9 protein-coding genes are annotated in these 14427 nt (G+C 71.5%); 4 read left to right on the top strand and 5 right to left on the bottom strand.

Translation table 11 applies throughout. The features are described from left to right. Window positions 1-15: 15 nt before the first annotated feature. The 3 genes from OG758_RS18965 to OG758_RS18955 all read left to right on the top strand — a co-directional run bounded on the left by OG758_RS18965 (window position 16) and on the right by OG758_RS18955 (window position 3203). Window positions 16-420 carry a MerR family transcriptional regulator gene (locus OG758_RS18965; protein WP_326711109.1) on the top strand — a complete coding sequence of 135 codons (405 nt, stop codon included), beginning with the start codon at window positions 16-18 and terminating at the stop codon, window positions 418-420. A 1-nt stretch (window position 421) separates the two neighbouring features. Next, entirely contained in the window at window positions 422-748 is a 327-nt protein-coding gene (gene trxA / locus OG758_RS18960; protein ID WP_326711108.1) for a thioredoxin, read from the top strand. 199 nt (window positions 749-947) lie between these two features. Continuing rightward, complete coding sequence (locus OG758_RS18955) at window positions 948-3203, top strand: HelD family protein (protein ID WP_326711107.1); 2256 nt, start codon at window positions 948-950, stop codon at window positions 3201-3203. On the opposite strand, the gene glgB is transcribed toward OG758_RS18955, so the two are convergent. From glgB to OG758_RS18930, 5 genes are all read right to left on the bottom strand, one after another. Then, window positions 3190-5427: a 1,4-alpha-glucan branching enzyme gene (gene glgB / locus OG758_RS18950; RefSeq protein WP_326711106.1), complete on the bottom strand. Its 2238-nt coding sequence runs from the start codon at window positions 5425-5427 to the stop codon at window positions 3190-3192. The genes OG758_RS18955 and glgB overlap by 14 nt on opposite strands. Then, window positions 5424-6845 carry a maltokinase N-terminal cap-like domain-containing protein gene (locus OG758_RS18945; RefSeq protein ID WP_326711105.1) on the bottom strand — a complete coding sequence of 474 codons (1422 nt, stop codon included), beginning with the start codon at window positions 6843-6845 and terminating at the stop codon, window positions 5424-5426. Before OG758_RS18945 ends, glgB begins: the two co-directional genes overlap by 4 nt. Window positions 6846-6997: 152 nt before the next feature. Then, the gene (gene treS / locus OG758_RS18940; protein ID WP_326711104.1) at window positions 6998-8695 is read right to left on the bottom strand and encodes a maltose alpha-D-glucosyltransferase; all 1698 of its coding nucleotides are present in this window, start codon (window positions 8693-8695) and stop codon (window positions 6998-7000) included. After that, on the bottom strand, window positions 8692-10821 hold the full coding sequence (locus OG758_RS18935; protein ID WP_326711103.1) for an alpha-1,4-glucan--maltose-1-phosphate maltosyltransferase: 2130 nt from the start codon (window positions 10819-10821) through the stop codon (window positions 8692-8694). Before OG758_RS18935 ends, treS begins: the two co-directional genes overlap by 4 nt. Before the next feature lie 194 nt (window positions 10822-11015). Continuing rightward, entirely contained in the window at window positions 11016-11510 is a 495-nt protein-coding gene (locus tag OG758_RS18930; RefSeq protein WP_326711102.1) for a S8 family serine peptidase, read from the bottom strand. A 222-nt stretch (window positions 11511-11732) separates the two neighbouring features. Here OG758_RS18930 and glgP point away from each other — a divergent pair, with 222 nt between their 5' ends. Next, complete coding sequence (gene glgP / locus OG758_RS18925; RefSeq protein WP_326711101.1) at window positions 11733-14345, top strand: alpha-glucan family phosphorylase; 2613 nt, start codon at window positions 11733-11735, stop codon at window positions 14343-14345. Window positions 14346-14427: the final 82 nt, after the last annotated feature.

The following is a 14427-nucleotide window of genomic DNA, read 5'->3' as shown; positions in this document are numbered from 1 at the left end:
TTTACCGTCGAAGGCATGCGCATCGGAGAGCTGGCGGAGCGGGCCGGGACGTCCACGCGGACGCTGAGGTACTACGAGTCGCGCGGGCTGCTGCCCGCGCGGCGCGGGGGCAACGGCTACCGCACGTACGACGAGGCGGACCTGCGGGCCCTGCGGCAGATCAGGACGCTGCAGGACTTCGGGTTCGAGCTGGAGGAGACCCGGCCCTTCGTGGAGTGCCTGCGGGCCGGGCATCCGGAGGGCGACTCGTGCCCCGCCTCGCTCGCGGTGTACCGCCGCAAGCTCGGCGAACTCGATGCGCTGATCGGCGAGTTGACCGCCGTGCGGGAGAAGGTCGGCGCGCAGCTGGAGCGCGCCGAGGAGGCCATGGACGCGCTGGCGGGCGAGGGCCCGTCGCCGCGCTGCGAACTGGGAGGGTGATGTGAGCACGGATCTGAGGGACGTCACGGACGCGGACTTCGACGGCGAGGTGCTGGGGGCGGGGCGGCCGGTCCTGGTGGAGTTCACCGCCGAGTGGTGCGGGCCGTGCCGGCAGCTCGCGCCGGTGCTTCGCTCCATCGCGGACGAGGAGCGGGAGCGGCTCGACGTCGTGGTGATCGACGTGGACCGCAACCCGGAGACCGCGGTGCGTTACGGGGTGCTGTCGATGCCGACGCTCATGGTCTTCAAGGACGGCGAGCCGGTGTGGTCGCGGGTCGGGGCACGCCCGAAGCGGCGACTGCTGGAGGAATTGGCGGAGGTCGTCTGATCGCGTCGGTGTGACGGAGGCCGGTGACCGGGCCGAATAGCGGCGGTGAAATCCCCGGGGTGCAATTGGACCCTGCCAGGGGGTATATTTAGTGTTTCTGTGTGCCCACAGAAAAGGCCCCTCACAAGGGGCCGAATAAACACATCGTACCTGGCAGGGAGCCGCTTTGTCAACCCGTGAAGCGCGTGAAATCGCTGAATTGCAGAAAGAGCAGGAATTCATCGACCGGCTTTACGCGCGCGTCGATGTGCTGCGCGGCGATGCCGCGGAGTCGGTCACGGACGCCCTGACGCCGGTCGGTACCGGCCAGCAGGCGCGGCTCGAAAGGGATCTCCTCGTCGTCGAGCGTTCCGGCCTGCTCGCCGCGCTGAACGCGGTCGACGGTTCGCTGTGCTTCGGCCGGATCGATCTCACCGAAAAGGCGGGCGGCACCGCGCATCACATCGGGCGCATCGGAATTCGCGAGGATGACAGCGAGCACACCCCGATCCTGATCGACTGGCGCGCGCCGGTCGCCCGCCCCTTCTATCTCGCCACCGGGCACACGCCCATGGGCATCAGGCGGCGCCGCCACCTCACCACCGAGGGCCGCACCGTCACCGAGCTGCACGACGAGATCCTCGACCTGGGTGACGAGGAGCGCACCGGGTTCGAGGACCCGACCGGTGACGCGGTGCTGCTCGCCGCCCTGAACTCGGCCCGCACCGGCCGCATGGGCGACATCGTGCAGACCATCCAGGCCGAGCAGGACCGGATCATCCGCCACTCGCACCGCGGTGTGCTCGTGGTGGAGGGCGGCCCCGGCACGGGCAAGACCGCCGTGGCGCTGCACCGGGCGGCGTTCCTCCTCTACGAGCAGCGCGAGCTCCTCGCCAAGCGGGCCGTGCTCATCGTCGGCCCGAACCCCGCCTTCCTCGGCTACATCGGTGAGGTCCTGCCCGCGCTCGGCGAGACCGGTGTGCTGCTCGCGTCGCTCGGTGAGCTGTTCCCCGGCGTGCACGCCACCGCCGAGGACACCCCGCACGCCGCCGCCGTCAAGGGCGCCGAGGCGATGGTGGACGCCCTCGCGCTCGCCGTGCGCGACCGGCAGCAGCTCCCCGAGCCCGGTGCCCCGATAATCGTCCGGCACGACGACGGTGACCTGATCCTCGACTGGGAGATCGCCTACGAGGCCCGGCAGGCGGCCCGCGACACGCTCCTGCCGCACAACCTCGCCCGCCCCCACTTCGCCTTCCGGATCATCGACGCGCTCACCGCCCAGCTCGCGGAGCGCATCGGTGCCGACCCGTACGGCGGGCCCAACTTCCTCGGCCCCGACGACCTCGCCCTGCTCGGCAAGGGAGTCGCCGCCAGCACCGAAGTGCACGCCGCCATCGAGGAGTTGTGGCCTCAGCTCACTCCGCAGGGCCTCGTCGCGGACTTCCTGGCCGAGCCCGTGCACGTGGCCGACGAGGACGCGAAGGCGATCCGCCGGGACGTGACGGGTCCGGCGGACTGGACTCCCGCCGACGTTCCGCTCCTCGACGAGGTCGCCGAGCTGCTCGGCGTCGACGACAGCGCCGAACGCGCCCTGGCCGAGGCGGCGCGGCAGGAGCGGATCGGCTACGCGCAGGGCGTGCTCGAACTCTCCCGCGGCTCGGAGACGTACGAGTTCGAGGACGAGGAGGACTCCGAGGTCCTGGCCGCGCACGACATCGTCGACGCCGAGCGGGTCGCCGACTGGTACGAGGAGGAGGACCACCGCAGCGCCGCCGAGCGCGCGGCGGCCGACCGGACCTGGGCGTTCGGGCACATCATCGTCGACGAGGCGCAGGAGCTGTCGCCGATGGCGTGGCGGCTGCTGATGCGGCGTTCGCCCACGCGGTCCATGACGCTGGTCGGCGACCCCGCGCAGACCGCCGAGGAGGCCGGCGTCGGATCGTGGGAGAAGATCCTCGCGCCGTACGTCGAGGACCGCTGGGAGCACACCCGGCTCGGCGTCAACTACCGCACGCCGTCCGAGATCATGGACGTGGCGGCGGCCGTGCTGCGCGCCGAGCACCCCGGCTTCGAGCCGCCGTCCTCGGTCCGTTCGACGGGCGTGCGCCCCTGGGCACGCGCGGCCGACGACGTCGTGAAGGCCGTGGCCGAGGAGGCCGTCGCCGCGACGCCCGAGGAGGGGCGGCTCGCGGTGATCGCCCCCCGCCGGCTGCACACGGCGCTCGCCGCCGTGCTGCCGGACGTCGTGGCGGGCGGCGAGCCGGACCTCACCAAGCACCTGGTGCTGCTCGACCCCCGCCAGGCCAAGGGGCTCGAGTTCGACCGCGTACTGGTCGTGGAGCCCGGCGAGTACGGCGTCAGTGACCTCTACGTCGCGCTGACCCGGGCGACCCAGACCCTCGGCGTCGTGCACGGCGGGGAGCTGCCCCAGTCGCTGCGCGGCCTGCTACGGCCTGCCCCGGTCACGCGGGCCTGAGCCACACCGTCGCCAGCGGCGGCAGCGTGAGCCGGACACTGGCCGGACGCCCGTGGGCACCCTGGGCGTCCGGCTTGACCGGGTCCGGGTTGCCGACGTCGCCGCCGCCGTAACGGGCCGCGTCGGTGTTGAGGACCTCGTGCCAGGCCGGTACGTCGTCGGGGGCGCCGAGCCGGTACTCGTGGCGGACGACCGGCGAGAAGTTGGACACCGCCATGAGAGGGCTGCCGTCGGCGGCGCGCCGCAGGAACGCGAACACGTTGTCCTGCGCCGCGTCACCGACGATCCACTCGAAGCCCGCCGGGTCCATGTCCCGCTGCCAGAGCGCCGGTTCGCTGCGGTAGACGGCGTTCAGGTCGCGGGTGAGGTCGCGGACACCGCGGTGGTCGGGCTCCGCCGGGTACGACGGGTCGAGCAGCCACCAGTCCGGGCCGTGCGCCTCCGACCACTCGGCTCCCTGCGCGAACTCCTGCCCCATGAACAGGAGCTGCTTGCCCGGGTGGGACCACATGAAGCCCAGGTAGGCGCGGTGGGTGGCGCGCTGCTGCCACCAGTCGCCGGGCATCTTGGACACCAGGGCCTTCTTGCCGTGCACCACTTCGTCGTGCGAGATCGGCAGGACGTAGTTCTCGCTGTACGCGTACACCATCGAGAAGGTCATCTCGTCGTGGTGGTAGCTGCGGTGGACCGGGTCGTGGGACACATAGCCGAGCGAGTCGTGCATCCAGCCCATGTTCCACTTCAGGCCGAAGCCGAGACCCCCGAAGCCGCCGGGCCCGATGTGATGGGTCGCCCGGGTCACGCCGTCCCACGCCGTCGACTCCTCGGCGATCGTCACGACGCCGGGGATCCTGCGGTACAGCGTCGCGTTCATCTCCTGGAGGAACTCGACCGCGTCCAGGTTCTCGCGGCCGCCGTACTCGTTCGGCGTCCACTGGCCGTGTTCGCGCGAGTAGTCGAGGTAGAGCATGGAGGCCACGGCGTCGACCCGCAGGCCGTCGATGTGGAACTCCTCGCACCAGTACACGGCGTTGGCCACCAGGAAGTTGCGGACCTCCTTGCGGCCGTAGTCGAACTCGAGGGTGCCCCAGTCGGGGTGGGCGGCGCGCAGCGGGTCCTCGTGCTCGTACAGGGTGCGGCCGTCGAACTCGGCGAGGGCCCAGTCGTCGCGCGGGAAGTGGGCCGGCACCCAGTCCATGAGGACGCCGATGCCTGCCTGGTGCAGCGCGTCGACCAGATGCCGGAAGTCGTCGGGCGTGCCCATGCGGGCCGTCGGGGCGTAGAAGCCGGTGACCTGGTAGCCCCACGACCCGCCGAAGGGGTGCTCGGCCACCGGCATCAGCTCTACGTGCGTGAACCCCAAGTCGGCTACATAGCGGGGCAGTTGCTCGGCAAGCTGGCGGTAGGTGAGGCCCGGGCGCCAGGACGCGAGGTGGATCTCGTAGACCGAGAACGGGGCTTCGTGCGCGGGCGGCGTGCCGCGGCCGGCCATCCACTCGTCGTCGTGCCAGATGTGGTGCGACGCGTCGACGACGGAGGAATTGGCGGGCGGGACCTCCGTGCGGCGGGCCAGCGGGTCCGCGCGCATCGTCTTCGAGCCGTCCGGACGGGTGATCTCGAACTTGTACAGCTCACCCTCGCCGAGCGACGGGACGAAGAGCTCCCAGATCCCCGTGGAGCCCAGCGAGCGCATCGGGTGGCCCGTCCCGGTCCAGTAGTTGAAGTCGCCCACGACGCACACCCCTTGGGCGTTGGGCGCCCAGACGGTGAAGCGGGTGCCGGTGAGGCCCTGATGCGTCATGGGGTGCGCGCCGAGCGCCTGCCACAGCTGCTCGTGCCGGCCCTCGCCGATCAGGTGCAGGTCGAACCCGGAGAGCGCGGGCAGCAGCCCGTACGGGTCCGGGGTCTCGTGGTCGGCGCCCTCGTAGGTGACCAGGAGACGGTACTCGTCCGGGGGCGCGGGCAGGTCGACGAGGCCCGAGAAGAAGCCGTCGCCGTCGTCGTGCAGCAAGGCCCTGAGGCCGTCCGCCACGACCGTGACCGTGCGGGCGTGCGGGCGCAGCGCCCGGAACGCCGTGCCCGTGGGCGTGGGGTGCGCGCCCAGCGTGGAGTGCGGGTCGTGGTGGGTGCCGGCGAGGAGGCGGTCGCGGTCGGCGGCGGGGGTGGGGGCCGGGGCGGCGGTGACGGGTGTCGGAGGTGTGGAGCGGGAGGGGTCGTGCGTCACGGGGTGGCCTCCTGGCTCGGGGTCGACATGGGGTGCTGCGGTGTCGCGTCTCCGGGGCGGGGGCGCGGCATGCCGGAGGCCTCCGTGGCGAGGCGCTCGATCGCCGAGAGGGGGATCGAAAGCCAGTCCGGGCGGTGATGGGCCTCGTAGACGGCCTCGTAGACCGCCTTGTCCGTCTCGTAGGCGCGCAGCAGGACCGGGTCCGTGCGCGGGTCGTCTCCGGCGGCCTGCGCGTAGCCCGCGCAGTACGCGTCCCGGCACCGGCGCGCCCAGTCCGGCGCCCACGGCCGGTTCGTGCGGGCCGCGTAGTCGAAGGAGCGCAGCATGCCGGCCACGTCCCGGGCGGGCGGGTGCGGCAGCCGGCGTTCGGGCAGGGGGCGGGAGGGCTCGCCCTCGAAGTCGATGACCGACCAGGCGCCGGCGGGCGAGCGCAGGCACTGGCCCAGGTGCAGGTCTCCGTGGACGCGCTGGGCGGTGCGGGGGGTCTTGTCGGCCGCGAGGGCGTCGAAGGCGGTGTGCAGCGCGGGTGCGTAGGGATGGAGCGCCGGTACGGCCTGGACCGCCTTGTCGAGACGGTCCTTCATCGACTGCGCCAGCTGCACGGTGTGGGCGCGGCCCAGGGTGACCGTCGGCAGGGCGTGCGCCAGGGCGAGGTGGATCTCGGCCGTCGCGCGGCCGAGTTCGTGGGCCTCGTGGCGGAAGTCCTGCCCCTTGGACAGTTCGCCGAGCGCGAGGTCCCAGCCGTCCGTCGCGCCGGTGAGATAGGGCTGGAGCAGGCCGAGCGAGAGCGGGTCGGCGTCCGTCGTCTCGAACCACGCCACCGGGGCGAGCGCGCGTTCGCAGCCCTCGTCGGCCAGCGCGCGCTGGAGTTCCAGGTCCGGGTTGAGGCCCGGCGTGACGCGGCGGAACACCTTGAGGATGAACGTATCTCCGTAAATGATCGACGAGTTGGACTGCTCCGCGTCGAGGGGGCGGGGGGCGAGGCCCGGCGGGATCGGGGTCTTGCCGTCATGCGCGAAACGCAGCCCGTCCAGGCGGCCCGGGTGGCGCAGCCGTTCCAGGAGGAGGTCCGTCAGGCGGGGGTCGAGCAGGGCCTCGTAGACCGTGCGCCCGGCGAAGGGTCCCTGTGTGACGTGGCCGATGAGGGCCGGCGCCAGGTACGGGGGCAGTGACTCCCGTACGCCCAGCAGGAGTTGGTACGTGTCCTGGGTGGGCTCGACACGCAGGAGGGCGTGGATCAGGCCCGGCTGCCGTGCCGTGGCCGGCAGCAGGTCCGTCGCGGCGAGCAGGGTGAGGGCGGGTGCTGCTCTGCCCGCGAACCAGCGTTGCCGGGGCAGCCACGCGCGCAGGAGCGGATCGAGCGAGGCGAGCAGCTCGGGTCGCGCGGTCGGGCCGGTTCGGGTGACGGCATCCGGCATGGCGTCACGTCCTTTCCCCGGGGCGGGCCGCGACTGGGTGCGGGGCGGCGTCCCGGAAATGCGGCATAGGCAGTACGTGCGGGACGTGTCGGGGTGTGTGGTGATGGGTGCCCAGGGAGGGGCGGTGGAAACCGGCCCTCCCTGGGCGGCGGTCAGGCTTCGCCGCGCAGCCGGAACCAGTAGAAGCCGTGACCTGCGAGGGTGAGGAGATAGGGCAGTTCACCGATGGCCGGAAAGCGCACCCCGCCGATCAGCTCGACCGGGTGGCGTCCGCTGAAGGCCTGGAGGTCGAGTTCGGTGGGCTGGGCGAAGCGCGAGAAGTTGTGCACGCACAGCACGAGGTCGTCCTTGTACTCGCGCAGGAACGCGATCACCGCCGGGTTGGACGAAGGGAGTTCGGTGTACGAGCCGAGGCCGAATGCTTCGTTCTGCTTGCGGATCTCGATCATGCGCCGGGTCCAGTGCAACAGAGACGACGGCGAGGTCATGGACGCCTCGACGTTGGTCACCTGGTAGCCGTAGACCGGGTCCATGATCGTGGGCAGGGAGAGGCGGCCCGGGTCGCAGGACGAGAAGCCCGCGTTGCGATCGGGTGTCCACTGCATCGGCGTGCGCACCGCGTCGCGGTCGCCGAGCCAGATGTTGTCGCCCATGCCGATCTCGTCGCCGTAGTAGAGGATCGGCGAGCCCGGCAGGGAGAGCAGGAGTGCGGTGAAGAGCTCGATCTGGTTGCGGTCGTTGTCGAGGAGGGGCGCGAGGCGGCGGCGGATGCCGATGTTGGCGCGCATCCGCGGGTCCTTGGCGTACTCCGCGTACATGTAGTCGCGCTCTTCGTCGGTGACCATTTCGAGCGTGAGCTCGTCGTGGTTGCGCAGGAAGATGCCCCACTGGCAACTCGACGGAATGGCGGGGGTCTTGGCCAGGATTTCCGAGACCGGGTAGCGCGACTCCCTGCGCACGGCCATGAAGATGCGCGGCATGACCGGGAAGTGGAACGCCATGTGGCATTCGTCGCCGCCGGAGGCGTAGTCGCCGAAGTAGTCGACCACGTCCTCGGGCCACTGGTTGGCCTCGGCGAGCAGCACCGTGTCCGGGTAGTGCGCGTCGATCTCCTTGCGAACCCGCTTGAGGAGCTCGTGCGTGGCCGGCAGGTTCTCGCAGTTGGTCCCCTCCTCCGCGTAGAGGTAGGGCACCGCGTCGAGCCGGAAGCCGTCGATGCCCAGGTCCAGCCAGAAGCGCAGGGCCGCGATGATCTCCTCCTGGACGCACGGGTTCTCGTAGTTGAGATCCGGCTGGTGGGAGAAGAATCGGTGCCAGTAGTACTGCTTGCGCACCGGGTCGAAGGTCCAGTTCGACGCCTCGGTGTCGACGAAGATGATCCGCGCGTCCTCGTACTGCTTGTCGTCGTCGGCCCAGACGTAGTAGTCGCCATAGGGGCCGGTGGGGTCCTTGCGGGACTCCTGGAACCACTCGTGCTGATCGCTCGTGTGGTTCATGACGAAGTCGATGATCACACGCATCCCGCGCTGGTGCGCGGCGTCGACGAACTCCACGAAGTCGGCCAGGTCGCCGAACTCGGGCAGGACCGCCGTGTAGTCCGAGACGTCGTAACCACCGTCCCGAAGCGGGGACTTGAAGAACGGTGGCAGCCAGAGGCAGTCGACGCCGAGCCACTGGAGATAGTCCAGTTTCGCGGTGATGCCCTTGAGGTCGCCCACGCCGTCGCCGTTGCTGTCCTGGAAGGAGCGGACGAGGACCTCGTAGAAGACGGCACGTTTGAACCAGTCGGGGTCCCGGTCCTTGGCGGGGGTGTCCTCGAAGGTGTCCGGGACGGGTTCATTGACGGTCATGGTGTGGGTGACCCTCCGATCAACGGTGAGGACGGTCGCAGGACGGTGAGGATGTGCGCGGGCGCGCGGCCCGGCTCGAGGCGCACATAGTTGGCCCTGCCCCAGTGGTAGGTCTCACCGGTGAGCTCGTCGCGCACCGGCGCGGACTCGTGCCAGCCGAGTCCCAGTTGCGGCATGTCCAACGACACCGTCGCCTCCTGGGTGTGGTGAGGATCGAGGTTGGCGACCACCAGAACCGTGTTCGAACCATGTGCGCCTGCGACCGACTTGGAGTACGCGATCACCGAGTCCTGGTCGGTGTGGTGGAAGTGCACGTCACGCAGCCGGCGCAGGGCGGGGCTGCGGCGCCTGATGTCGTTGAGCCGGGTGATGAGAGGCGCGATCGAACGCCCCTCGTGCTCGGCCGACTCCCAGTCGCGCGGCCGCAGTTCGTACTTCTCCGAATGGAGATACTCCTCGCTGCCGGGGCGTAGCGGGGCGTTTTCGCACAGTTCGTAGCCGCTGTAGACGCCCCAGGCCGGCGAGAGCGTGGCGGCCAGGACGGCGCGCACCTCGAACGCGGGGCGCCCGCCGTTCTGAAGGTAGGCGTGCAGGATGTCCGGGGTGTTCACGAAGAAGTTGGGGCGCATGTACGCGGCCGTGTCCTTCGCCAACTCCGTGGCGTACTCGGTGAGTTCCTGCTTCGAGTTGCGCCAGGTGAAGTAGGTGTACGACTGCTGGAAGCCGGCCTGCGCGAGGGCGCGCATCATCGCGGGGCGCGTGAACGCCTCGGCCAGGAAGATCACGTCGGGATCGGTGCGGTTGATCCCCCTGATGACCCGTTCCCAGAAGACGACGGGCTTGGTGTGCGGGTTGTCGACGCGGAAGATGCGCACGCCGTGGTCCATCCAGAAGCGCAGGACGCGGGTCGTCTCGGCGACCAGGCCGGGCATGTCCTGGTCGAAGGCGATCGGGTAGATGTCCTGGTACTTCTTCGGCGGGTTCTCCGCGTACGCGATGGTGCCGTCCGGCCGGTGATGGAACCACTCCGGATGCTTCTCCACCCACGGGTGGTCCGGCGAGCACTGGAGCGCGAAGTCGAGGGCGATCTCCAGGCCCAGGTCCGCGGCCCGGCGCACGAAGGCGTCGAAGTCGTCGAGGGTGCCGAGGTCGGGGTGGATCGCGTCGTGACCGCCCTCCGGGGAGCCGATCGCCCAGGGGACACCCACGTCGTGCGGCCCCGGGGAGAGAGAGTTGTCGGGACCCTTGCGGTACGTGGTGCCGATGGGGTGGACCGGCGGCAGATAGAGGACGTCGAAGCCCATCGCGGCGATGGCCGGGAGGCGCTTCGCCGCGGTGTGGAACGTGCCGGAGACCGGCGGTTCCCCCTCGCGCACGATCGCACCCTCCGAGCGCGGGAAGAACTCGTACCACGCTCCGTACAGCGCACGCTCGCGCTCCACGAGGAGCGGCAGCGGCTCGGAGCTGGTGACCAGCTCGCGCAACGGGTGGCGGGCGAGGACCTCGTCGACCTGCGGCGTGAGCGCGGCGGCCAGGCGGGCCGCGGCGGGGCGTGCGGTGTCCCGGAGCGCCGCGGCGGCGCGCAGCACGGTCTCGCGCTGCCCCTTGCGCTGCGGCACGCCCTCGGCGGCGCGCTCGTGCAGCAACGCGCCCTCTTCCAGGACGAGTTCGGTGTCGATGCCCGCCGGGACCTTGATCTGCGCGTGGCGGCGCCAGGTGGTGACGGGGTCGCCCCACGCCTCGACGGTGTAGGTCCAGCGACCCTCCGACGTGGGCGTGACCTGCGCGCCCCAGCGGTCGGTGCCGGGGGCCAGCTCGCGCATCGGGGTCCAGGGGCCCGTGCGGCCGCGCGGCGAGCGGAGCACCACGTTCGCGGCGACCGCGTCGTGGCCCTCGCGGAAGACCGTCGCGCTGACCTGGAAGGACTCGCCCGCCACCGCCTTGGCGGGCCTGCGGCCGTGGTCCACGAGAGGCTGTACGTCCAGGACGGGGATCCGCCCGAGCGTGGTGGCGGCGATGGTGGCCGGTGGGCGCCGTCGGCCCGGTGGTTTCTGTGATTTCGCGCTTCTGGCCGACTGCTTCGCCGGGTCCGCGTGGGGGTTCGGCGAGGGACTCTGTGCGGGCATGACCGCTCCTGACCGCGGGGGTTCGGTTTGCGGAAACGGGGGTGAGGAAGAGGGTCGCGCAGTGTGTACCGGGGGAGCCTTCCACGGTCGCAGGGCGGGCAATCCGGTGCTTTGTTAACTACTCGCGCGTAAGCACACAGACAAGTCCGGCCCCGCCGCGAACGACGGGACCGGATCATGAACTCACCCTTCGGTTACGGGTTGTTGACCTGGAGCAGCTTGTTCGGCGAGCCGGGCAGCACGTCCGTTCCCCGGCCCGTCGCCGCGCGCTTCGTCAGCGCCCGGCTCACCTCGGCCGGCGTGGCCGAGGTGTGGCCGGACAGGTACAGCGCGGCGGCGCCCGCCGCGTGCGGCGACGCCATCGACGTACCGGAGTAAGTCGCCTTCCCTGTGTCGCTCGCGTCGGACGCCGAGGTGATGTCGACGCCGGGGGTGAACAGGTCGAGCCGGGTGCCCCAGTTCGAGAAGTCGGCGCTCCGGTCCTGACGGCCGGGAGTCCACGCACACCGTGTGGCAGCCTCTCGTGCGGCGCGAGGCCCTACAAGACCGCGTGGGGGGCGGAATCGGCCAGATCGTCCATGGGGACCGGTGACGGTCGCGGTGAAGGCTGAGGCGAAGACGGACCTCCTTCGGCCGGTACGCCGGCGGCGGCGCAGTGCGACCGGGGTCGGCGCGACGTACCGGGTCATCCTCATGGCGTACGACCGGCGCACCGGCCGGTTCCTGGGCAAGGACCCCTGCGATGTGGCGAGATGCCCGCGAAACAGGTGCCGACGCGACTCCGTGCGCCGTGGTAGCCGGAGCCCGGTGGCCGTACCGTCGGAGGTGACAGCCGGAGGCCGCGCGACGGAGCGCGTCCTCCTCGCACGTGTGCGCGTATGCCCGCCGCGTCCCCCTACAGAGGTGAGAACGTGAAGGCCATCCGTCGAATCACCGTTCGTCCCGTCCTGCCCGAGCCCCTCGCCCCCCTCCACGAGCTGGCCCGTAACCTGCGCTGGTCCTGGCACACCGGGACGCGCGACCTCTTCCAGGCCGTGGACCCCGGGCGCTGGGCCGCGTCCGACGGGGACCCGGTGCGGCTCCTCGGCGCCGTGCCGCACGCGCGGCTCGCCGAACTCGCGGCCGACGAGGGGTTCCTGCGCCTGCTCGGTGAGGCGGCGGACGACCTCAGGTCCTATGTGGAGGGCGACCGCTGGTACCAGAAGCAGAGCGGTGGCCTGCCCGCCGCCGTCGGATACTTCTCCCCCGAGTTCGGCATCACCGCCGCCCTGCCGCAGTACTCCGGCGGCCTGGGCATCCTCGCCGGAGACCACCTCAAGGCGGCCAGCGACCTCGGGGTGCCGCTGATCGGCGTAGGACTCCTCTACCGGCACGGCTACTTCCGGCAGTCCCTCTCCAGGGACGGCTGGCAGCAGGAGCACTATCCCGTCCTCGACCCGCACGAACTGCCGCTGACCCCGCTGCGCGAACCGGACGGCACCGACTGCCGGGTCGCGCTCGCCCTGCCCGGCGGCGGCCGGCTGCTCGCCCGCGTCTGGCAGGCGCAGGTCGGCCGCGTGCCCCTGCTTCTCCTCGACTCGGACGTCGAGGAGAACGGCCCCGGCGAACGCGATGTCACCGACCGGCTCTACGGCGGCGGCAGCGAGCACCGGCTCCTCCAGGAAATGCTGCTCGGCATCGGCGGGGTGCGGGCCGTGCGCGCCTACTGCCGCCTCACCGGCCACCCCGAGCCCGAGGTGTTCCACACGAACGAGGGACACGCCGGGTTCCTCGGGGTCGAGCGGATCCACGAGCTCGCCGGACGCGGCGTGGACTTCGACGCCGCCATCGAAGCCGTACGCGCCGGGACCGTCTTCACCACGCACACCCCCGTCCCGGCCGGTATCGACCGCTTCGACCGGGAACTCGTCGCCCGCCGCTTCGGGCCCGGCGCCGAACTCCCCGGCATCGACCCCGCACGCATCCTCGGCCTCGGCACGGAGACGTACGCGGGCGGCGACCCGAACGTCTTCAACATGGCCGTGATGGGCCTGCGCCTCGCCCAGCGCGCCAACGGCGTCTCCACCCTGCACGGCAGGGTCAGCCGCGAGATGTTCTCGGGCCTGTGGCCGGGCTTCGACCCGGAAGAGGTCCCCATCACCTCCGTCACCAACGGCGTGCACGCCCCGACCTGGGTGGCCCCCGAGGTCCTGCGGCTCGGCACCCGCCACCTCGGCGAGCAGCGCACCCTGGAAGCCCTGGCCGTCGGCGGCTCCGACCGCTGGGACGCCGTCGCCGAGATCGCCGACCGGGACATCTGGGAGCTTCGCCGCGAGCTGCGCGGCCGCCTCGTGGACGAGGTGCGCGAGCGCCTCGCCGCGTCCTGGCGCCAGCGCGGCGCGGGCGCGGCGGAACTCGGCTGGATCGACGGGGTGCTCGACCCCGACGTCCTCACCATCGGCTTCGCCCGCCGCGTCCCCTCCTACAAGCGGCTCACCCTGATGCTGCGCGATCCGGACCGCCTGAGGCGCCTCCTCCTCGACCCGGACCGGCCCGTCCAGATCGTCGTCGCGGGCAAGGCGCACCCGGCCGACGACGGCGGCAAGCGCCTCGTGCAGGAGCTGGTGCGCTTCACCGACGACCCGCGGGTGCGCCACCGCATCGTGTTCCTGCCGGACTACGGCATGGCCATGGCGCAGAAGCTCTACCCCGGCTGCGACATCTGGCTCAACAATCCGCTGCGTCCCCTGGAGGCCTGCGGGACGTCCGGCATGAAGGCCGCCCTGAACGGCTGCCTCAACCTCTCCGTCCTCGACGGCTGGTGGGACGAGTGGTTCACGCCCGACTTCGGCTGGGCGATCCCCACCGCGGACGGCACCGCGACCGACGAGCAGCGGCGCGACGACCTGGAGGCCGCGGCCCTCTACGACCTGGTCGAGCGCAGGGTCGCGCCCCGCTTCTACGAGCGCGGCCCCGAAGGGCTGCCCGACCGCTGGATCGAGATGGTCCGCCGTACCCTCACCCACCTGGGCCCGAAGGTCCTCGCCGGGCGCATGGTCCGCGAGTACGTCGAGAAGCTGTACGCCCCCGCGGCCCGCTCGGGCCGCGCCCTCACCCCCGACGCGGCGCGCGAACTCGCCCGGTGGAAGTCCAAGGTCCGCGCGTCCTGGCCACGGGTGGCCGTCGACCATGTGGAGGCGTCGACGGCCACGGCCGAGCTCGGCGCGACGCTGGTGCTGCGCGTGCGGGTGGCGCTCGACGAGCTCGGTCCCGAGGACGTCGAGGTCCAGGCGGTGGCGGGCCGCGTCGACTCCGGCGACCGCATCACCGACGCGTCGACGGTATCCCTGAAACCGGTCGGCGGCCCGGATCTGGACGGCCGCTGGGCGTACGAGGGCCCGCTCTCCCTCGACCGCACGGGCCCCTACGGCTACACGGTCCGTATCCTGCCCGCCCACCGGCTGCTCGCCTCACCGGCGGAGACGGGCCTGGTGACCGTCCCCTCGGAGGCGACCGCGGAGGCCGCGGGGGTCCTCATGCGCTGAGGACGCGCCGAGGACGCGCCGAGGACGCGTTGAGGGGCGGCCGGATGGTCGGCGGCGTCGCGGGTCTCGGCGAAGATGGACC

The organism is Streptomyces sp. NBC_01474 (genome assembly GCF_035918215.1).
Lineage (GTDB): Bacteria > Actinomycetota > Actinomycetes > Streptomycetales > Streptomycetaceae > Streptomyces > Streptomyces aureus.
The sequence above is the reverse complement of the archived record's forward strand: the minus strand, read 5'-3'. Positions and strand labels throughout refer to the sequence as shown.